Annotated in this window: 17 protein-coding genes and 1 pseudogene; 9 read left to right on the plus strand and 9 right to left on the minus strand. The window is 62.2% G+C overall.

Annotation, left to right across the window (positions count from 1 at the left end; all coding sequences use genetic code 11):
* Positions 1–70 precede the first annotated feature (70 nt).
* The 3 genes from JMY24_RS25185 (at position 71) to JMY24_RS25195 (ending at position 2073) form a co-directional block, all read left to right on the plus strand.
* Positions 71–934, plus strand: coding sequence for an urea transporter (locus tag JMY24_RS25185; RefSeq protein WP_128596658.1), 864 nt, complete (start codon positions 71–73; stop codon positions 932–934).
* 54 nt (positions 935–988) lie between these two features.
* Positions 989–1765: a class II aldolase/adducin family protein gene (locus JMY24_RS25190; protein ID WP_128596657.1), complete on the plus strand. Its 777-nt coding sequence runs from the start codon at positions 989–991 to the stop codon at positions 1763–1765.
* Positions 1766–1881: 116 nt separating this feature from the next.
* Positions 1882–2073, plus strand: coding sequence for a 4-oxalocrotonate tautomerase (locus tag JMY24_RS25195; RefSeq protein ID WP_128587183.1), 192 nt, complete (start codon positions 1882–1884; stop codon positions 2071–2073).
* Positions 2074–2183: 110 nt separating this feature from the next.
* On the opposite strand, the gene JMY24_RS25200 is transcribed toward JMY24_RS25195, so the two are convergent.
* The 7 genes from JMY24_RS25200 to garD all read right to left on the minus strand — a co-directional run bounded on the left by JMY24_RS25200 (position 2184) and on the right by garD (position 10606).
* Positions 2184–3389, minus strand: a complete 1206-nt coding sequence (locus JMY24_RS25200) for a porin (protein WP_128596656.1) — start codon at positions 3387–3389, stop codon at positions 2184–2186.
* Positions 3390–3468: 79 nt separating this feature from the next.
* On the minus strand, positions 3469–4821 hold the full coding sequence (locus JMY24_RS25205) for a TRAP transporter large permease (protein ID WP_128596655.1): 1353 nt from the start codon (positions 4819–4821) through the stop codon (positions 3469–3471).
* Between the two features lie 7 nt (positions 4822–4828).
* Positions 4829–5299: a TRAP transporter small permease gene (locus JMY24_RS25210; RefSeq protein ID WP_128587179.1), complete on the minus strand. Its 471-nt coding sequence runs from the start codon at positions 5297–5299 to the stop codon at positions 4829–4831.
* Between the two features lie 161 nt (positions 5300–5460).
* Entirely contained in the window at positions 5461–6453 is a 993-nt protein-coding gene (locus tag JMY24_RS25215) for a TRAP transporter substrate-binding protein (protein WP_128587178.1), read from the minus strand.
* A 646-nt stretch (positions 6454–7099) separates the two neighbouring features.
* Positions 7100–8053: an SMP-30/gluconolactonase/LRE family protein gene (locus tag JMY24_RS25220; RefSeq protein ID WP_128596654.1), complete on the minus strand. Its 954-nt coding sequence runs from the start codon at positions 8051–8053 to the stop codon at positions 7100–7102.
* On the minus strand, positions 8050–8892 hold the full coding sequence (locus tag JMY24_RS25225) for an NAD-dependent epimerase/dehydratase family protein (protein ID WP_128596653.1): 843 nt from the start codon (positions 8890–8892) through the stop codon (positions 8050–8052). Before JMY24_RS25225 ends, JMY24_RS25220 begins: the two co-directional genes overlap by 4 nt.
* Positions 8893–9016: 124 nt before the next feature.
* Entirely contained in the window at positions 9017–10606 is a 1590-nt protein-coding gene (gene garD, locus JMY24_RS25230; RefSeq protein ID WP_128591418.1) for a galactarate dehydratase, read from the minus strand.
* Positions 10607–10840: 234 nt separating this feature from the next.
* Here garD and kdgD point away from each other — a divergent pair, with 234 nt between their 5' ends.
* The 3 genes from kdgD to JMY24_RS25245 all read left to right on the plus strand — a co-directional run bounded on the left by kdgD (position 10841) and on the right by JMY24_RS25245 (position 14211).
* Entirely contained in the window at positions 10841–11758 is a 918-nt protein-coding gene (gene kdgD / locus JMY24_RS25235) for a 5-dehydro-4-deoxyglucarate dehydratase (protein WP_128596652.1), read from the plus strand.
* Positions 11759–11939: 181 nt separating this feature from the next.
* On the plus strand, positions 11940–13289 hold the full coding sequence (locus tag JMY24_RS25240) for an MFS transporter (protein WP_128596651.1): 1350 nt from the start codon (positions 11940–11942) through the stop codon (positions 13287–13289).
* A 178-nt stretch (positions 13290–13467) separates the two neighbouring features.
* On the plus strand, positions 13468–14211 hold the full coding sequence (locus JMY24_RS25245) for a FadR/GntR family transcriptional regulator (protein ID WP_201703129.1): 744 nt from the start codon (positions 13468–13470) through the stop codon (positions 14209–14211).
* A 113-nt stretch (positions 14212–14324) separates the two neighbouring features.
* Here the strand turns inward: JMY24_RS25245 and JMY24_RS25250 are convergent, their stop codons facing one another.
* On the minus strand, positions 14325–15932 hold the full coding sequence (locus tag JMY24_RS25250) for an aldehyde dehydrogenase (NADP(+)) (RefSeq protein WP_201703131.1): 1608 nt from the start codon (positions 15930–15932) through the stop codon (positions 14325–14327).
* A 228-nt stretch (positions 15933–16160) separates the two neighbouring features.
* Here JMY24_RS25250 and garL point away from each other — a divergent pair, with 228 nt between their 5' ends.
* Both garL and JMY24_RS25260 read left to right on the plus strand, forming a co-directional pair.
* Positions 16161–16967, plus strand: a complete 807-nt coding sequence (gene garL / locus JMY24_RS25255) for a 2-dehydro-3-deoxyglucarate aldolase (RefSeq protein ID WP_128596648.1) — start codon at positions 16161–16163, stop codon at positions 16965–16967.
* Positions 16968–17021: 54 nt separating this feature from the next.
* Entirely contained in the window at positions 17022–17936 is a 915-nt protein-coding gene (locus tag JMY24_RS25260) for a 2-hydroxy-3-oxopropionate reductase (RefSeq protein WP_128585076.1), read from the plus strand.
* A 223-nt stretch (positions 17937–18159) separates the two neighbouring features.
* Here the strand turns inward: JMY24_RS25260 and JMY24_RS38485 are convergent, their stop codons facing one another.
* A complete protein-coding gene (locus tag JMY24_RS38485) occupies positions 18160–18393 on the minus strand; it encodes a hypothetical protein (protein WP_236597502.1) in 234 nt (77 codons plus the stop codon).
* Between JMY24_RS38485 and JMY24_RS25265 the strand changes: the two are divergent.
* Positions 18287–20159: pseudogene (locus JMY24_RS25265) on the plus strand (glycoside hydrolase family 28 protein). The gene JMY24_RS38485 and the pseudogene JMY24_RS25265 sit on opposite strands and share 107 nt — an antisense overlap.
* Positions 20160–20197 lie beyond the last annotated feature (38 nt).

Genomic DNA, 20197 nt, shown 5'->3' on the forward strand with positions numbered 1-20197 from the left:
AACTGTTCGCCTCTGGCGCGCCATTCGATTCCAAAGACGCGCGCCGCCGAACGCTCATCGACCGGAAACCATGCACGCCGCCGCGACCGAAGCGCACCCCGCCGCCTTGCGCACACTGATGCGCAGCCTTGGGCAGATCGTGCTCCAGGCGAACGCATTCACGGGCGCGTGCCTCGTTGCCGGCTGGCTGCTTTGTGACCCGCGCCTTGCATGTGCCGCCTTGATCGGCGCGGTCGCGGCCAACGTGAGTGCGGTGCTGACCGCTTATTCCGACGATGACCTGCGCGCCGGCTTGCACGGCTTTAACGGCGCATTGGCCGGACTCGCCGCGTTCAGCTTCATTGCCGACAATGCGACCGCCGCCGCAATCGCGATTCTCGCAGCCACAGGCACGGCATGGCTTCTCGAACCGTGGTCGCGATGGCTGCGCACGCGTCAACTGGGCTACTTCTCAAGCCCGTTCCTGATCGTCACGTGGCTCTGGCTGCCGATGGTGGCAAGCGGACCTGAGCCGGCGCGTCTCGCAGCAACATCTACACTCGACGCGGCGCATCTCGGCGGCGGCGTGCTCGCCGGTCTCGCGCAAACCGGCTTCGCGTCGGGCGCAATGGCCGGTGCATTCGTGCTGATCGGGATCGCGGCGGCATCGACACGACACGCGCTGTGCGCGCTGATTGGCGCGGCACTCGCAAGCAGCCTGCATATTCTGCTGGGCGCGGCGGCAAGCTCGTTCGATGCGGGCCTGCTAGGATTCAACGGCGCCCTCACTGCACTCGCACTGACCGATTGCGGCGTCTTGTGGATGCTCGGCGGCGTGGCTATTTCTGTGGCGTTGCAAGCGGCAGCGGCTTACGTCGGCTTCGCAGCGCTAAGCGCGCCTTTCGTCGCTGCAACGTGGAGCGTGCAATGGCTGAGGCAGCGTACCATTCGCTGAGACTCCGGCCGTCAGGCAAGATCGGGGAATACCAGACAACCTCAGGAGACATGTATGTCTTTCATCCACACACCCGCAGGCCGCATTGCGCAATCCGGGCCGGCGTCGCAAGCGGAGCAGCAGACTCGCGTCGACCTGGCCGCCGCGTATCGCCTCGTCGCGCTCAACGGTTGGGACGACTTGATCTACACGCACATCTCCACGAGCGTTCCAGACGAGCCGGGCCACTTTCTGATCAATCCATTCGGCCTTGCATTCGACGAGGTGAGCGCGTCGAATCTCGTGAAGATCGACATCGACGGCAACATTGTCGGCGCGAGCGAACATGCGGTGAACGTGACCGGCTTCGCCATTCACGCCGCCGTGCACGCGGCTCGCGCAGACGCGTTCTGCGTGATGCATTTGCACAGCACGGCAGGCGTGGCCGTGTCCGCACAGCCCGCGGGCTTGCTGCCCGCGTCACAACACGCGCTGCGTTTTTATCGGCAACTCGCGTATCACGACTATGACGGCCTCGCCTTTACGCCGGCCGAGAGCCGGCGCCTCGTGGAGCATCTGGCGGACAAGCCGGCCATGCTGCTGCGCAATCACGGTCCGCTGACCGTGGGCCGCACCGTCGCCGAAGCGTACGTGCTGATGGCCACGTTGCTCAAAGCGTGCGAGATCCAGTTGCAGGCACAAGCTTGCGGCGCCCCACTGGTCGTGCCCGACGACGCGGTCGCCACGCGTACGGCCGAGCGACTGCATGACGGCGGCGCAATTGAAGGAACACTTGAATGGCCTGCGTTGCTGCGCAAGCTGGATCGTCTCGATCCAACCTATCGCGACTGATAGGCGACTAATAGGCAACTAATACGTGAACTACGCCTGACAATACCGCGCGATGAATACCGCAACTGATTATGCGGCGCGCGGCGTCGATTACATTTTCAACGGAGCTGAACCCCATGCCCACGTTTCATATTGAACTGTTCGAAGGCCGTTCGCTGGAACAGAAACGCCAATTCGTCGAAGCAATCACGAAAGCGACTTGCGAGTCGCTCGGCGTCGAGCCGAATTCGGTGGACATCATTCTTACCGACGTGAAGCGCGAAAATTGGGCAACAGGAGGACGCTTGTGGTCCGACAGCGGAAGTTGAATTGAAGCGCTGCGCGCGTGGTGCGCGCAGCGTTTTTATTGCTCCGCGACGCATGAATAAAATGCGTCGCTGTGGCGGCGTAACAACACGCCGCCGCTACCCTAAGGCCATTAGAAGCGGTGAATGATACCCACGCCGCCTGCAACCTGGCTGCGCGACGACGACGGCGCGCTGTTCTGACCGTCGCCGATATTGGCCGTCGCGTTGATGATGCTCACGCCGTTGTTGCCGATCGTCTGGCCGTTCGCACGCTGATACGCTTCCACCGCATACAGACCGGTACGCTTCGAGAGGCTGTAGTACTGCGAGAGGTTGAACTGGTTATAGCTCGCCGCGCTCGAAATGCCGTTCGATTGCGTCGCACGCGTGTAGCTATAGCCAGCTGCCAGATCCAGTGCGCCGATCGGCTTGAAGTGCAGCACCGCGCCGCCCGTGTTGAAAGTCGCCTGGTGACGGAAAGACGAATTTATACCCGGAATGTATTGCACATTCGAGTACGAGAACGACACGTCCCATTGCGAGTTGAACGCGTAGCCGCCGGTAACCGCGACGCGCTGCTGAGCCTGCGCCGTGCGATAACCGTTGGTGATGCCGGACAGACCCGGGCCGCTCGTCGCGCCGTTGTTCGACGTAGTCGAATCGGGGCCCCAGAGACCGCCGCCAGGCGTCGAGTTGTTGATGCGCTGGAAGCCTGCTGCGATACCGAACGGACCGTTCAGGTACTGCACCGCGGCGCTCCACGTCGAGCCGGCGTTGAAGCTGCCCGGCACGCCGCCCAACGAGTACGAACCGCTCACCGTCAGACCATACATGCTCGGCGACGTGTACACGAGGGAGTTATTCGCGCGATAGATCGTATCCAGCGAATCGAGATCGCCCGGATGCGCGCCGTAAGCGCCCGTCAGCCACGTAGTCGGGCTATACGGCGACAGCATCGTGTAGTACGACGTGTACTGACGGCCGGCCGTCAGCGTACCGTACGCGGGGTTCGTCACGCCGATCCATGCCTGGCGGCTGAAGCCGAGGCCGTTCACGCTCTGTGCGCCGGTTGCGCTGTTGAAGCCCTGCTCCAACTGGAAAATGGCCTTCGTGCCGCCGCCAAGATCCTCGCCACCCTTCAGGCCGAAGCGGCTACCCGCCCAGATGCCGTTGTTCATCTTGACAACCGAGCGGCCGCCCGAAGTCGAGCCGAGCGTCGTCGAGCTGCTTTGATATCCGATCCCCGTATCGACGATACCGTACAACGTCACGCTGCTCTGAGCGTGTGCGCCAAGGGCGAACAGGCCAAGGGCGGAGGTTGCTAGTGCCTTTTTCATTTATGCTCCTCTTTAAAAAATTGTTCTTGACTACCGGTCATTGTCTGAACCGCGCAACCGGTGAATCGGGGATTTCAGGTCAGAAGACCGGGTGTCCATTAATCACGCTCGGCAACCACGTGGAAAACATCGGCACGTAAGTCACAATATTGATGGCGCTGAAGATAGCGAGGTAATAAGGCCAAGCCACCTTGGTAGTTTCCCCAATCGACACATTGCCGATCGCGCAACCAATGAACTGCACCGAGCCGATCGGCGGGTGAACGAGACCCAATGCGCAGTTCAGCAGGATCATGATGCCGAACTGCACGGGACCGACGCCGCTATGCATCGCCATCGGCAGGAACAGCGGCGTGGTGATGAGAATGTGCGCCGCCATGTCCACGAACGTGCCGAGGAACACCTGAATGATGTTGATATACAGCAGCATCAGCCAGGGGATGCTCGTCGCGCCGTCGAGCATGTGCTCGATTGCATCCGGGATCTCCAGATACGCCATCTGGTAGCGCAGCATGTTCGATACACCGATCAGCAGCAGCACGACGCCTGTGGTCTTCGCTGCCTTCGACAATGCGAAGGCGAGCTTCTTCAGCGTCATCGAGCGATACACCACGACCGTCAGCACCAGCGAATAAGCCACCGCAATAGCAGCGGCTTCCGTCGCTGTTGCAATACCCTTCGCCACGCAGACCAGAATGATCGCGATCACCATCAGGCCGGGCAATGCGCCGAGGAAAGTCCGCGCGACCGCCATCCAGCCCGGGAAGCGCTGCAGTCCGGTCGAACCGTCGGGACGGCGCGGATAACCATAGCGCACGGCTTGCCAGTACGCGGCGATCAGCACGAAGCCCATCACCCACAACACGGGCAACAGCCCCGAGAACAGCAGATCGCCGATCGACACGCCGCTCATCGGCACACCGTTCAGCGTGCCCGTAATGCCTTGCGCCGCGAACGCGTAGATGATCATGTTCGTCGACGTTGGCATGAGCGCGCCCGCGAGCGACGAATGCGTCGTGACGTTGACCGCGTAAGCCGCGCTGTAACCCTCGCGTTTCATCAGCGGAATCACGACGCCGCCCATTGCCGAAGTGTCCGCCGTGGGCGAACCCGAGACGCCGCCGAACAGCGTACATGCGACGACGTTCGCCATGCCGAGGCCGCCGCGGAAATGCCCGACCGTTGCCTGCGCGAAACGCAGGATGCGATCGGCGATGCCGCCGTGCAACATCAGTTCGCCGGAGAAGATGAAGAACGGCACAGCGAGGAACGAGAACGCGTTCATCCCCGAGATCATCGACTGCATCGCGGTGGCCGCGGGCAGCCCTTCATACAGATACGTCAGCACGCAGGACAGCCCCAGCGCGAACGAAACAGGAACGCCGAGCACCAGAAATACGATAAAGCTGATAGAGAGGAGTGCAAGTTCCATGATTGTTCTATTTGTGTTTCTTTGCGAAAAGCGTCAGAAGGTTCTCGAATGAGAACAACGCGATGCAGACGCTGGCAATGACCGGGATCACGTAGCGGAGAGCTTCGGGCAAGCCGAGAATTGGAATCTTGTCATGCAGCGTGGTCTCGGCCATCTGCAGCGAGCCGAAGAAAATCGCCACGGCGAGCGCGATGAGACACAGATGCTGGAACGTGTGCGCGGCGAGCTGACCTTTTTCCGGCAAGCTCTTCACCAGCGAATCGAGCCCGATATGGCCGCCTTCGCGGACCTTCAGCGCCGCGCCGAACATTGCGATCACGATCACCAGCAGCAATGCGATCGGCTCGACGAAATCGGGAGCGTCGCTAAACACGTAGCGCATCACGACGCTGTAGATCACCAGCAGACTCAGCGCTGCGAGGCTGAGCGAGGCGACGACAGCCAGCGCGCGAAAGATAAAATCGTTTGGGCGTTTCATGAATCTCTTGACCCCATTCTTGCCTACGACGGACCGTTTTTACTCGTTAGTAATGCTACTTTCGCTACTTTCCGTCACCAGTTACGCAACCGGCAGACAGCGGAAAGCCTCGCAGTTTTTCTGCAAGGCTTTTCCGCTGTCGCCAAAGCGCGATGCGAGCGTTACTTGATTGCCTGGATCTCGTCGACGAGTTGCTTCATTTGCGGCGTCTTCTCGTACTTCGCCCAAACCGGCTGCATCACCTTGACGAAAGCCGCGCGATCGATCTGCGACGATGCGACGATCTGCGCGCCGCCCTTCGTCACCGTCTTGCTCGCGTCGTTCTCACGCGCGGTCCACAGCTTCTGGTAGTAAGGCACCGAGTCGGCCGCGGCCTTCTTGATGATTTCCTGCTCTTGCGGCGACAACGTGTCCCAGACCTTCTTCGAGAAGACCAGAACTTCCGGCGTCATCGAATGCTGGGTTTGCGAATAGATCGGCGCGACTTCGAAGTGCTTGGTCTCTTCGTAAGAAGGCAGGTTGTTTTCCGCTGCGTCGACGAGGCCGGTCTTCAGTCCCGTATAGACTTCGGCAAACGGCATCGGCGTCGGCGTGCCACCCATTGCCCTGATTTCGTCGACCATCAGATCGGACGGCTGCACGCGGACCTTCAGACCCTTCATGTCGGCCGGCGTGTGGATCGGCTTCTTCGTGTAGATGGAACGGGCACCGCTTTCATAGAACGTCAGCGCGATCATTCCCTTTGCCTTGAAGGCGTCCAGAATCTTCTGGCCTTCCGGGCCGTACATGACCTTGCGGAAATGGTCGATGTCACGGAACAGGAACGGCAGCGACGGAATCATCGATTCGGGCACGATCTCGTTGAATGCCGCGCCGTTTGCACGCGCCATGTCGAGCGCGCCGATGCGCACCTGGTCAATTGTGTCGTTCTCCGAACCAAGTGCGCTGTTGCCGAAGACCTTCACGGAATCCTTGCCGCCGGTTGCCGTCTTGATCTGCTCACCCATGTATTTCACGGCCATATTGGTCGGGTAGGTGTCGCCGTGCACGTCCGACACGCGGAACACGCGCGCTTGCGCCGACATGGCGCCAAAGGCCAGCACCGATGCGGCGACGATCAACGAAACACGGGAAGAGGCGAACTTCTTGTTCATCATGACATTCCTTGAAAAATAGACACCCAATCGATGCGGAAGGCCGCTGACGGCTGGCCAGTCGCGGACGGCCAGTCCGGGACGGCCGTCCCGGATGTGACATGGTTTTGCTGGGTCTCCCGGCGCGGCGCTCGTGGTCTCCTACCGTTGGCGAACGCTTTGCCGTGCTGTCCGTGCAACGTCCCCGGCACAATGATCAGCACTCCTGTCGGACAACTCGACTTCTTGTACTTCTGCTGCGTCGGCGCACATTCGCACGAGCGATTGCGCGCGCTAAAGTGCGCCACTCATCGCGCTGCCATCTCGAAAAGCGCAGAAAGCTATCTGTTTGCGCTTATACGTTGTACGACGACATACGAAGTCTATTAAACGCAGTTTGAGTTGTACAGACGGTATTTACCCGAGGAAACAACAGTTCGGTACAGATGACCTAAAGGGGCGCCGTACGGGCTCGAGCGAGGCCGTACGGTCGATTGCGCGGAGAACTGAAGAGAGGTTTTGAACCGGCGCAGATCCACCCGTCGCACCCGCAAATGTCGCATTTGCACGACAATGTTGTATGACGAGTGATGAATAGCTGGACGTGAACATCGGGCACCGGCCAGGTCGCAGGCCAGCGCCCTACTGGACAACACTGCGCAGCGGCTTAGAGCTCGCCGCCGAATTCCGGCTCAGACAAGCCGCTCACGCCAGGACGTACGGCGAAAAGATGCCCGTCATGTTCGCTGGCGCCCGCGCCCGGACGAATCGACGTGACGAAGAGCGTGTCGAGATTGCGCCCGCCGAACGCGCACATGGCCGGCTTGATCGCAGGCACGGCAATCTGCCGGTCGAGTTTGCCTTGCGGCGTAAAGCGCAGCAGTGCGCCCGCGTCGTTCGCGCAGATCCAGTAGCAGCCGTCGGAATCCACAGCGGCGCCATCGGGTCGGCCCACATAGTGGTTCAGATCCGCGAAAACACGGCGGTTGCCCGGCTCACCCGTCTCGACTTCGTAGTCGAAAGCCCATATCTGTTTGCGGAGCGGATGCGAGTCGGACAGATACATGGTTTTGCCATCCGGCGACCAGCCCAGACCGTTTTGCGTAATGAGCCCGTCGACAACCGGCGCCGAGAGCACGCCCTGCGCGTCGAACCGGTAGAGCGCACCGGCCGGATTTGCTGCGGCCATGTCCTGCACCATCGTTCCGGCCCAGAAGCGACCTTGCCGATCGCAGCGGCCGTCGTTGAAACGCATGTCGCCACAAGGGAATACAGGCGCGGCGAGCTTGCGTCCGGTTACTTCGACGGGCTCATTAGCGCGCACGGCTTGCGCCGTGGCGTCGGTCGAAATCTCGCTCAGAGTCACCGCAAAGAGTCCGGTCTCACAGCCTGCCAGCACCGTGCCGCGACGGTCGAACGCGATGCACGCGACCTTCTCGGGCAACAGCCATTCGGAGCGCTCGCCCGTCTCCACCACGAGCCGCACGATTTTTCGCGCAGGAATGTCCACCCAGTAAAGCGCCTGTTCGGCAACACGCCAGACCGGACTTTCACCGACGAGAGCCGGCGCCTGCCCCGCTGCCTCGACACGCTCGACGCGCGGATTGCCCGCCGCGCTCATCGCTTCGGCTCCATCGGTCCGGCCAGCACGAAGGCGCCGCCCTGGAAGCGTTGCGTGGGATCGTCGAGATCGGCGGTCGGAGCCGCGACGGGGAAGAGATGTTCGAATTGGACTGAGCTGTCCTGCGGACGAAAGCCGAGGAACGCCGCCTTCGTGTTATCGACCCACTTCGTGCGATTGTCGGATACGCCGTACACGATCGCGTGGCCGACGCGATTGGTGAACAGCGAACAGCGCACCAGCTCGATGAAGTCGCGAAAGCTGAGATACGTGACGAGCATGCGCGGGTTCTTCGGCTGTTCGAACGACGAGCCGATCCGCAGACACACCGTCTCCAGGCCGAAGCGGTCGAAGTAGTAGCGCGACAGCGATTCGCCGAAGCATTTGGTCACGCCGTACAGGCTGTCGGGGCGCAACGGGGCGTCGATATCCACCACTTCGGTCACTGGGTGAAAACCTACCGCGTGATTCGAACTCGCATACACGACGCGCTTCACGCCCTGTTTCTGCGCAGCCGAATACAGGTTGTACAGTCCGCGAATATTCGCTTCCAGCAGATCTTCGAAAGGCGCCTCGACCGAGATGCCGCCAAGATGGATCACCGCGTCCACGTCTTCGAGCAGCGCGTGCACCGCGGCTTCGTCTGCGAGGTCGACGATCGACGCTTCTTCGTGCTCCGCCACTTCGCCGAGCGGCGCTATGTCGGTTACGCGCACAACGTCGGCCCACGCCGCGACCGCGCCACGCAATTGAGTGCCGAGATTGCCCGCCGCACCGGTGAGCAGAAGGCGTCGGAAAGGTTTTTGTGCAGCCGTGCGGTCAGAATTCGAATCAGTCATGTCTTTCTAGTTATTGATAGCCACTGTCAGTGAAGCGAGAAAGGCGAATAGAGCCAGTCATGCGACGAGCCGTCAAGCCCAAAGTAAAACGAGCCGCGAAATCGCGGCCCGCTGGATCTGGGAATCAGGTCACCGGCGCCGGATTGAAGAGCGCCAGCGCATTGTGCAGCTTGAGCTTCTCCGCGCAGGTCTTCTTGCGGCCGCTTGCGACGTCGAGCATGAAGCGGAACAGCTCCCAACCCACTTCTTCGATCGTTGCCGTGCCTGTTGCAATCGTGCCGGCGTTGATGTCCATCAGATCATGCCAGCGGCGCGCCAGGTCCGAGCGCGTAGCGACCTTGATGACGGGTACTTCCGCGAGACTATACGGCGTGCCGCGGCCAGTCGTGAAGACGTGCAGGTTGATACCGGCCGCAAGCTGAAGCGTCCCGCAGATGAAGTCGCTCGCCGGCGTGGCCGCGTAGATCAGCCCTTTCTGGCGCACTTTCTCGCCCGGCGACAACACGCCCGAAATCGCCGAGTTACCCGATTTGATGATCGAGCCCATCGCCTTTTCGACGATGTTGGACAGCCCGCCCTTCTTGTTGCCCGGCGTGGTGTTCGCGCTGCGGTCGGCGCCGCCGCGCTTCAGGTAATCGTCGTACCACTGCATCTCGCGGATGATCGCCTGAGCGACGTCCGCGTTCGCCGCGCGCGCCGTCAACTGGTCGACGCCGTCGCGTACTTCGGTGACTTCCGAGAACATCACCGTGGCGCCGGCGCGCACCAGCAAGTCGGTCGCGAAGCCGACGGCTGGATTTGCCGTGAGACCGGAGAACGCGTCGCTGCCGCCGCACTGTACGCCGACGACGAGATCCGCCGCCGGGCAGGTTTCACGACGCCGGTTGTTCAGCCGCCTCAGGTGGCCTTCGGCCGTTCTCATGATCGACTCGATCATCGACTGAAAGCCGACGTGCGCTTCGTCCTGGAGCACGACCACGTCGCCGTTCTCGTCGGCGCCGAGATCGCCGATATCCGCGATTTCGCTCGGATTCTGCGCCGCGGCGATGGGGATCGTGCCCGGAGGCATCAGACGCTCGGGCTGCAACTTCTCGCAACCGAGGCTCACCATCATCACCTCGCCGCCGAAGTTCGGATTCAGCGCGATGTTGCGCACCGTGCGGATCGGCACCATTGCGTCCGGTGCGTCGATTGCCACGCCGCAGCCGTAGGTGTGGCCGAGGCCCACTACGTCGTCGACATTCGGATATTTCGGCAGCAGTTCGGACTTGATCCGCACGACCGCGTGCTCGACGACGTCGGCGACGCACTGCACGGTCGTGGTGATCGCCAGGATGTTGCGCGAGCCCACCGAGCCGTCGGCGTTCCGGTAGCCCTCGAACGTGTAGCCGTCCAGCGGCGGCATTTCCGGCGCCTTGATGGTGGCGATAGGCAGGTCCTCGAGCCCCGGCGGGCTCGGCATGCGGATCACGTGTTCATTGATCCAGCTACCCTTGGGCAGCGCCTTGAGCGCATAGCCGATCACCACGTTATAGCGGATGACCTCGTCGCCTTCGGCCAGGTCGGCGAGCGCGACCTTGTGCCCTTGCGGGACGCGCTCGCGCAGCACGAGGCCGTCGGGAAAAACCGCGCCTTCGCCCAGGCCGCCGTCGTTGACGACGATCGCGACATTGTCGTTGGGGTGAACGCGAATGTAGAGCGGTGAGAGTTCCATTGCATCGATCCTTATGGCGATTTACGCCTTCTGCGCCAGCTATTCATACGTCATCCTACAACATACATGTTTGCCCGGATGTTCCGTATTTACCCTATGACCAGCATTATGCCGCGAAAACCCCGTTGAGTTAGCCGAATTGTTGTTGTACGATGACGTATAAGAAATCTTCATTTCTATCGATAACCCGGTCCAACCGATCCCAACCCATAGCGACGCCCGGATACATACATCATGACTACACCGCAGGAACTCAAGCAGATCGTTTCGGAAGGCCTCCTCTCCTTCCCGGTCACCGACTTTGATGCAAACGGCGATTTCCGCGCCGACACTTACGCCGAGCGCCTGGAATGGCTGGCTCCGTATGGCGCGTCGGCATTGTTCGTTGCAGGCGGCACGGGCGAGTTCTTCTCGCTGACGCATAACGACTACTCGAACGTGGTGCGTACCGCGACTGAAGTTTGCAAGGGCAAGGTACCGATTCTGGCCGGCGCAGGCGGCCCGACGCGCGTCGCCATTGCGTACGCTAAAGAAGCCGAGCGCCATGGCGCGAACGGCATTCTGCTGATGCCGCATTATTTGACGGAAGCCTGCCAGGAAGGCATCGCCGCGCACGCCGAAGAGGTCTGCAAGGCCGTGCCCAACATGGGCGTGATCATCTACAACCGCGCGAATTCCAAGCTCAACGCCGACATGCTCGAAGGCCTCGCCGAGCGCTGCCCGAACCTGATCGGTTTCAAGGACGGCGTGGGCGAAATCGAAAACATGGTGACGATCCGCCGCCGTCTGGGCGACCGTTTCTCGTACCTCGGCGGCCTGCCGACCGCGGAAGTCTACGCCGCGGCATACAAGGCGCTGGGCGTTCCGGTGTACTCGTCGGCAGTGTTCAACTTCATTCCGAAGACGGCAATGGACTTCTACCGCGCTATCGCCGCGGACGACCACGCGACCGTCGGCAAGCTGATCGACGAGTTCTTCCTGCCGTACCTGAAGATCCGCAATCGCCGCGCAGGCTACGCGGTCAGCATCGTCAAGGCAGGTGCAAAGCTGGTTGGCCATAGCGCCGGCCCGGTGCGCGCACCGCTGACCGATCTGACCGAAGAAGAAATGGCGCAACTCGACGCGCTCATCAAGAAGCTCGGCCCGCAGTGATGCTGCCCCTGGCCGGCGCGTGGACTTCGCGTCGGTCAGGAAATGAGCGCCGCACAGGCGGCAGCGCAACAGCGCCCGGGGACAACACCGTCACCGGGCGTTTTTTGCACATGCGTTTGGGAGCAGCCGCGCCGCCAAGGCCGGGAGCCCGCTCCCTCGCATAAGAACTAAGGAGATGACCATGGACCTGAGCCGCACGGCAAGTTCCGCGAACGTTGCGAAGCGCACGAAAGTCCGCTACGCGATCCTGCTGCTTATCTTTGTAATCACGACGTTCAACTACGCGGACCGCGCGACGCTGTCGGTCACCGGCTCGGCAATGCGCGCCGAGTTCGGCTTCGACGCGATCCGGATGGGTTACATTTTCTCCGCGTTCAGCTGGGCTTATGTGCTCTCGCAACTGCCGGCCGGCTGGCTGCTCGACCGCTTCGGCGCGCGGCGCGTGTACGCCGCGAGCATTTTCCTCTGGTCGCTCTTCACGCTGCTGCAATGCTCCATTGGCCTGCTCGGCAGCGCGGCTGCCGCGGTCACAGGTCTCTTTGTGTTGCGTTTCGCGATGGGCGCGGCGGAATCGCCGGCCTTTCCGGCTAACGCCAAGGTGGTGGCAAGCTGGTTCCCGACCAAGGAACGCGGCACGGCATCGGCGATATTCAACTCGGCGCAATACTTCGCGGCAGTCGTATTCACACCGCTGATGGCATGGCTCACGCACGCGTTCGGCTGGCACATGGTCTACGTGGTGATGGGCGTCGCCGGCTTGCTGCTCGCCCTCACCTGGCTCAAGGTGATGAAGCATCCCGCCGACCACCCGGGCGTGTCCGCTGCGGAACTCGAGTACATCGAACAGGGCGGCGGCGTGGTGAGCGGCCACCACAACGCGCGTCGCGAAAACGTCGAGAAGGCAGGCGGCTGGTCCCTCGTGCGTCAATTGCTGAGCAACCGGATGCTCGTCGGCGTCTATCTCGCGCAGTACTGCATCAACGTGCTGACGTACTTCTTCCTGACGTGGTTTCCGATCTACCTCGTGCAGGCGCGCGGCATGACGATCCTGCAAGCGGGGCTCGTGGCGTCGTTGCCCGCGATCTGCGGATTCTCGGGCGGCGTGCTCGGCGGCATCTTGTCCGATTCGCTGATCCGGCGCGGCCATTCGCTGACCGTTGCACGCAAGGTGCCGATTGTCGGCGGCATGCTGCTGTCGGTGTCGATCATCGGCTGCAACTACGTTTCCACCGACTGGGTCGTCGTCGCGCTGATGTCGCTCGCGTTCTTCGGCAAGGGCATCGGTGCGCTCGGCTGGGCGGTGGTCGCCGATACGTCGCCGAAGGAAGCGCTCGGTTTGTCCGGCGCGATCTTCAATATGTTCGGTAACGTGGCCGGCATCGTCACGCCGATCGTGATCGGCTATCTCGTGGCGAAGAGCGGTTCGTTCAATGGCGCGCTGGTTTTCGTCGGCGCAAATGCACTGCTCACGGTGTTCAGCTACCTCGTGATCGTGAAGGACATCAAGCGCGTGGAACTGCGCCCGCGCTGATCGCCGCGCCGGGCCGCCGTCCGGCAGCGCCGTACCGCGCCCGCCAGTTCTCGGCCGAGGCACGGCGGCACGGCGGCACGGCGCTAAATGATCCGGCCTTTCTATAATCAGTCGTCAGACGACGGTATAATGGATCGCACGAAGTCTCTGCAACTATCTGATTCAAGGGGCGTTTTCGATGGCTACACCACTGGCATCCGCGGCACCGCCACGACGCGCTCGTAATCTCGCCGAGCTCGTCGTCAACTACGTCACCGAGCAGATCGCGTCAAACGCCCTGAAGCCCGGCGACAAGCTGCCGACAGAATCGCAACTCATGGTCACGTTGAGCGTAAGCCGCACGGTTATCCGCGAAGCGATTTCGCGCCTGCAGGCGGGCAAGATCATCGAGACGCGCCACGGCATCGGCAGCTTCGTGCTCGAACCGCAGCGCGAAAAGCTCGGCATCGACATGGTGCCGGCCACCACGCTTCGCGACGTGCTGTCGATTCTCGAACTGCGCATCAGCCTCGAAACGGAATGTGCGGGTCTGGCCGCGCAACGCGCGAAGCCCGAAGACATCGCGCGCATGCGCGCCGCGCTCGACGCGATCGAAGCGACGCGTCACAACGGACGCGACAGCGTCGACGCCGATTTGCAGTTCCATATCTCGGTGGCGCGCGCCACGGGCAACCGCTATTTCGTGGACATCCTCACGCAAATGGGCAGCGCGCTGATTCCGCGCAACCGGCTCGACTCGGCGGGCATTGCGCGCGCTGAGCCGGACGCGTATCTGTCGCTCGTCAACCTGGAGCACGAGAGCATTCTCGAAGCGATCAGCCGGCACGACGCCGAAGGCGCGCGCGCGGCAATGCGCATGCATCTGTCCAACAGCCGCGAACGGCTGCGCCGCGCAAACGAAATGTCAGAGAGTCATAGTTGACGGGTCGTTGAGCACCTGGCCGTTTCTGTTTCTCACGGCGAATATGCAAAAAAATGGCCGGGGAGTCGCCTCCCCGGCCATTTTCATTTCAGCAACAAGTTCAAGCGCAATGATCAGCTGCGCGTGATCTCGCCATCCCGGCGACGCCACAGGTCGAGCGGATTGCCGTCGGCCAGCGCCTCCGGCAGCAGGTCGGCCGGGAAATCCTGATAGCAGACCGGGCGCAGGAAACGCTCGATCGCGGTCGTGCCGACCGAAGTCGCGCGGCTATCGGACGTAGCCGGGAACGGGCCGCCGTGAACCATCGCGTGACAGACTTCGACGCCGGTCGGATAGCCGTTGACCAGAAGCCGGCCAGCCTTGCGCTCGAGAATCGGCACGAGCTTTCTAGCTGCGGGCACGTCGGCGCTGTCCATCTGGATCGTCGCGGTCAACTGGCCGGCAAAGTGCTCGGCAACCTGCAGCAATTCGTTTTCGTCCTTGCAACGCACGATCGTCGATGTAGGTCCGAACACCTCGTCTTCCAGCGCCGGCGTGGCGAGGAACGTCTGGGCGTCGGTCACGAACAATGCCGCGCGCGCCTGGTTCGGCCCCGTCACGTCGACGCCGCGCGCCACCGTCTCTACGCCCGGGATACCGGCCAGTTTGCTCTCGCCTTGCGTGTACGCCGAATGGATGCCCGACGTAAGCATGGTCTGCGCGGGCTTGCCGCTCAGCGCCTCGGAGGCCACGGCGACGAAGTTCTTCAGCGCGTCGCTGTCCACAGCGATTGCAAGGCCCGGGTTGGTGCAGAACTGGCCGGCGCCGAGCACGAGCGAATCCACAAAACCGCGCGCGATGTTCTCCGTGCGCTGCGTGAGCGCGTTCGACAGCAGGAATACCGGATTGATGCTGCTCATTTCCGCGTAGACCGGAATCGGCTCGGGGCGCGCCGCCGCGACGCGCATCAGCGCCAGGCCGCCCGCGCGCGAACCGGTGAAGCCGACCGCCTTGATCGCCGGATGCGCGACCAGCGCTTCACCGACCGAATTGCCCGCGCCGACGATCAGCGAGAACACGCCTTCGGGCAGATCCATTTCCTGTGCGACGCGTTGAATCACGCGGCCCACCATTTCCGACGTGCCGAGGTGAGCACGATGTGCCTTCACCACCACCGGGCAACCGGCCGCGAGCGCCGCAGCCGTATCGCCGCCCGCCACCGAAAACGCGAGCGGGAAGTTGCTTGCGCCGAACACGGCGACCGGGCCGAGCGCAATCTTCTGCATACGCAGATCGGAACGCGGCAACGGCTTGCGCTCAGGCAGCGGCGAGTCGAGCGTCGCGTCGAGCCACTGGCCCGAGCGAACGACTTGGGCGAACAGCTTCAACTGACCGGTCGTGCGGCCGCGCTCGCCTTCGAGGCGCGCTTTCGGCAAGCCCGACTCCTGCTGCGCACGCTCGACGAGAGCATCGCCCAGCGCAGTGATGCCGTCGGCGATGCGCTCAAGAAATTCCGCGCGCACGGCAAGCGGCAGTTGGCGGTACGGATCAAACGCTTTCCGCGCCAGTTCGCACGCGAGGCCGACGTCCTGAGCGGTGCCGCTGCCAAAAACCGGCTCGGCGATGTCTGTACCGGTGGCGGGGTTGAACGCGTGCAGCGCCTCTTCGGCGCCGCGCACCGATTCACGGCCGATCAGCATTTCGCCGGTAATCCGACCGGTGACTTCGCTGGAATTGGGCATGTCTCTTTCCTTTGGATTGAACGCTAAAGATATAAGTCATCCTACAACATCGAGGCATCCTTGCGCAACCTGAACCGCCTTGTCTCAGCCTCGGTTCGGGTTAACGTGCCCGTTACAACGACTCCTTCGGGTGCTACTCTGGAAATAGATATACGACGACCTATAACATGCGGTTAAGCCACCGTCGGAACTATTAGCCCGATCCATTGCCGTTCGAGGAAAACGTTCATGCCTACCGCGCTCTCCCAGCCTTATCAGTCCCTTCCCAACAGTTTCCGCCAGGCGGTACGCGGAGGCGAAACCCTGATCGGCTGCTGGGCCTCGCTGGCCAGCCCGATCGTGACGGAGTTGCTCGGCGTGATCGGGTTCGACTGGATGCTGCTCGACGCCGAACATGCGCCCAACGACGTCCTCACGCTGATTCCGCAATTGATGGCGCTCAAGGACAGCCGCAGCGCTCCGGTGGTCCGGCCGCCCGGCAACGACAGCGTCGTCATCAAGCGGCTGCTGGACAGCGGGTTCTCGAATTTTCTCGTGCCGTTCGTCGATAGCGCCGACGACGCGGCGCGCGCGGTCGCGGCCACGCGCTATCCGCCGCAGGGTATTCGCGGCGTCTCGGTGGGTCACCGCGGCAACCGCTATGCGACGGTACCCGACTATTTTGACATTGCCAACGATAACGTCTGCGTGATCGTGCAGATCGAGAGCCGCAAATCGGTGGATGCCATCGACGAGATTCTTGCCGTCGACGGCGTCGACGGCGTTTTCGTCGGGCCGTCGGATCTCGCCGCGGGATACGGGCATCTTGGCAACGCCGGACATCCCGATGTGCAGGAGGCGATTGCGCATGTATTCGACCGCGCGCAGGCCGCAGGCAAACCGAGCGGCATTCTTGCACCGGTGCAAGCGGACGCCGAGCGCTATCGTGCGATGGGCTGCCGCGTCATCGCTGTCTGCGCCGACCTTGGGCTTTTGAGGAACGCCGCGCAGACGGTCCACCAACACTTCATGCAGAAACCGGCGGGCCAGAGCTGAACCGGGCGCTAAGCAGGCGCTACGCGCACACAACCCGGCACAAGCGTGGCCGCCATCACATCTCCGGAGCATTCCATGCAAAAAGCAGGCTTTATCGGACTCGGCATCATGGGCAAGCCCATGGCTGCCAATCTTCTCAAGAACGGCGTTACGCTCGCTGCCTTTACGCGCAGCGGCGTGCCCGACGATCTCACCGGAGCCGGCGCGCAGGCTTGCGAAAGCCCCGCCGCCGTCGCCGCACAGGCGGACGTGATCTTTATCATGGTGCCGGACACACCTGATGTCGAGCGCGTGCTGTTCGGCGAAAACGGGCTGGCGAGCGGCTTGCATGCCGGGCAGACGGTGGTCGACATGAGCTCGATTTCTCCGATGGCCACGCGCGAGTTCGCCGCTCGCGTACGCGAAACCGGCGCGGATTATCTCGACGCGCCGGTGTCGGGCGGCGAAGTCGGCGCGAAGGCGGGCTCGCTCACCATCATGGTGGGCGGCGAGCAGGCCACCTTCGACAGCGTGAAGCCGTTGTTCGACATGATGGGCAAGAACGTCACGCTAATCGGCGCGGTCGGCGCGGGACAGGTATGCAAAGTCGCCAATCAGGTGATCGTGGCGGCCACTATCGAGGCAGTCGGCGAGGCGCTGCTGCTCGCGTCGAAAGCCGGCGTGGACCCGGCTCGCGTGCGGGAAGCGTTGATGGGCGGCTTCGCCTCCTCGCGCATTCTCGAAGTGCACGGCGAGCGTATGACCAAGCGGACCTTCGACCCCGGCTTCCGGATAGAGCTGCATCAGAAAGATTTGAATCTCGCGCTTCAGACCGCGCAGACACTCGGTGTCTCGTTGCCGAATACCGCCACCTGTCAGGCACTTTTCAACGCATGCGTCGCGCACGGCGGCAAAGCGTGGGACCACTCCGCGATGGTGCGCGCGCTCGAAGTGCTCGCCAATCACGAGATCGGCCAGCAAACAGCCTGATCCCCACGCGCATCCGGTCGCGCCGCTTTGCCCGTTCCATGCGACGAACGGGTAAAGCGGCGCGTATTGCGTTCCAACTCTGTGCAAGCCGACAAAATCCCTTCGTTTCTTTCATTTATTAAGGATGACTGATGGAATTGAAGCGGTCGCAATGAACCGCGTACTTTCGAGCATCGACGACTATTTACAACGCCCTCAAGGGTATGGAGACATTCGTGGCAACTCAATATAAAAGCGGCAGCAAAGGGGCGACATCGGCAAACTCTGGTCGCGCTGAGCCTGCCTCGCCGGGACGCCGGGCTTTCATGGTGTTCGCGGGGACCTCGGCGGGCGCGACGCTCGTCGGCGGCCTGTCCGCGTGCGGCGGCTCGGGCAGTTCCGGCCTGACACCGGAAGATCCGATCTGGGGCAGTTCCGGCGCCGCGACGCAAATCATCGCGTCGCTCGCCAGCGTCACGCACGCAGTCCATGTTCCCGTCGCGCGACTTCGTCGTCACGCAATACGGTGCACAGCCTTGCGCCGTTGTCGCCGCGACGAATCCGTACACCGGTTCTTCTTCACCCGCGAGCCCCGGCTCGAACCAGACCAACGCGCCGTCGTCGTTCGACTCGCGGCCCGCGTTTCTCGCCGCGATTCAGGCCTGCAATGCGGCCGGCGGTGGCCGCGTCGTGGTGCCCTCCGGTACCTGGTATTGCGCGGGGCCGATCGTGCTGCTCAGCAACGTCAACTTTCACCTGAGCGCGAATTGCACGATCTATTTCAGCCCGAATCCGGCGGACTATTCGAAGGACGGCCCGGTAGACTGCGGTGCGAACGGCAAACTCTTTTACAGCCGCTGGCAGGCAAATGATTGCCTGAACTACGGCTCACCCGTCTATGCCCGCAATCAGACCAACATCGCGCTGACCGGCGAAGATGCGACCTCGGTTCTGAACGGCCAGGCGATGACGCCCTTCTCCGGTTCGGGCAACACGGCCACATGCTGGTGGACCTTCAAGGGCTCGAATGGCGCATACGGTTGCGTGAGTTCGTCGACACCGTCTCAGGTGTATCGGAATCCGAACAATGTGGACCTCCGGACCGCCGCACCAGGCATTTCCGACGCGCTCTACACACAGCTGACAAGTCCGACGACACCATGGCAACAAGATCAGAACTACTTGCCCGCTCTCTCGGAAGCCGGCGTTCCGATTGCAAAGCGTATCTTCGGCATCGGCCATTATCTGCGCCCTTGCATGGTCGAGTTTATCGGCTGCACGAACGTGCTGATGGAGAACTACTGCACGAACAACACGCCTTTCTGGCAGCATCATCCGACCGATTGCAGGAACGTGGTGATTCGCGGCGTGACGACCAACAGCATCGGCCCGAATAACGACGGCTTCGATCCGGACGCGTGCAATAACGTGCTCTGCGACAACGTTACATTCAATACCGGCGACGACTGCATCGCGATCAAGTCGGGCAAGGATCAGGATACGCAGTACGGTCCGGCGCAGAACCACGTCATCCAGAACTGCACGATGAATAGCGGTCACGGCGGTATTACGCTCGGCAGTGAAATGGGCGGCGGCGTGCAGAACATTTACGCACGCAATCTGCAAATGTTGAATCAGAACTGGGCGACCAATCCGCTGAACATCGCGATCCGCATCAAGACGAACATGAATCGCGGCGGCTTCGTGAAGAACTTCTACGTCGACAAGGTGACACTGCCCAACGGCGTCGCATTGAAAGGCGGCGGCTACGGCAGCGCGCTGCTCGCCGGCAGCCCGATCAACGGCACGGTGCCGCTCGGCGTCGCCACCGCGAGCGCGGCCAATCCGTCAGCGGCCCAAGGCGGTCTCATCACATTCGACTGCGATTATCAGCCCGCCAATGACGCGATACGTACGCGGCCTGCCGTCGTGCAGAACGTGAACATATCGAACGTGCAGGCGAGCAACGTTACCGTAGGCGGCGTCACCGGTTCGTGCTTCCAGGCGATCGTCGCACAAGGGCCGGTTGCCTTCGACTACAACGGCCCCACACCCGCGCCGACGATTCCGCCTATCACGGGCGTCACCATCTCCAACTGCAACCTGGGCACGGCGGTTTGCGCGGGACCGGCCACCTCGACCACGCCCGGGCCGATCTATGCGTACAACGTCAATGGCATCACGTTGAAGAACGTCGTGATCGGCTCGACGACGTACAACACGAATGTGACTGACCAGCGCTAGGCGTCGAACGCGGTGGGGCTTCCGCTCCGCCGCGTCTC

The organism is Paraburkholderia kirstenboschensis (assembly GCF_904848585.1).
GTDB classification, from domain to species: Bacteria; Pseudomonadota; Gammaproteobacteria; order Burkholderiales; family Burkholderiaceae; genus Paraburkholderia; species Paraburkholderia kirstenboschensis.

Coding starts and splice junctions, on each gene's coding strand:
- JMY24_RS25190 (WP_128596657.1), top strand. CDS start 989: ATGTCTTTCATCCACACACCCGCAGGCCGCATTGCGCAATCCGGGCCG.
- JMY24_RS25205 (WP_128596655.1), bottom strand. CDS start 4,821: ATGGAACTTGCACTCCTCTCTATCAGCTTTATCGTATTTCTGGTGCTC.
- JMY24_RS25215 (WP_128587178.1), bottom strand. CDS start 6,453: ATGAACAAGAAGTTCGCCTCTTCCCGTGTTTCGTTGATCGTCGCCGCA.
- JMY24_RS25210 (WP_128587179.1), bottom strand. CDS start 5,299: ATGAAACGCCCAAACGATTTTATCTTTCGCGCGCTGGCTGTCGTCGCC.
- garD (WP_128591418.1), bottom strand. CDS start 10,606: ATGGAACTCTCACCGCTCTACATTCGCGTTCACCCCAACGACAATGTC.
- JMY24_RS25200 (WP_128596656.1), bottom strand. CDS start 3,389: ATGAAAAAGGCACTAGCAACCTCCGCCCTTGGCCTGTTCGCCCTTGGC.
- kdgD (WP_128596652.1), top strand. CDS start 10,841: ATGACTACACCGCAGGAACTCAAGCAGATCGTTTCGGAAGGCCTCCTC.
- JMY24_RS25240 (WP_128596651.1), top strand. CDS start 11,940: ATGGACCTGAGCCGCACGGCAAGTTCCGCGAACGTTGCGAAGCGCACG.
- garL (WP_128596648.1), top strand. CDS start 16,161: ATGCCTACCGCGCTCTCCCAGCCTTATCAGTCCCTTCCCAACAGTTTC.
- JMY24_RS25220 (WP_128596654.1), bottom strand. CDS start 8,053: ATGAGCGCGGCGGGCAATCCGCGCGTCGAGCGTGTCGAGGCAGCGGGG.
- JMY24_RS25185 (WP_128596658.1), top strand. CDS start 71: ATGCACGCCGCCGCGACCGAAGCGCACCCCGCCGCCTTGCGCACACTG.
- JMY24_RS25195 (WP_128587183.1), top strand. CDS start 1,882: ATGCCCACGTTTCATATTGAACTGTTCGAAGGCCGTTCGCTGGAACAG.
- JMY24_RS25250 (WP_201703131.1), bottom strand. CDS start 15,932: ATGCCCAATTCCAGCGAAGTCACCGGTCGGATTACCGGCGAAATGCTG.
- JMY24_RS25245 (WP_201703129.1), top strand. CDS start 13,468: ATGGCTACACCACTGGCATCCGCGGCACCGCCACGACGCGCTCGTAAT.
- JMY24_RS25225 (WP_128596653.1), bottom strand. CDS start 8,892: ATGACTGATTCGAATTCTGACCGCACGGCTGCACAAAAACCTTTCCGA.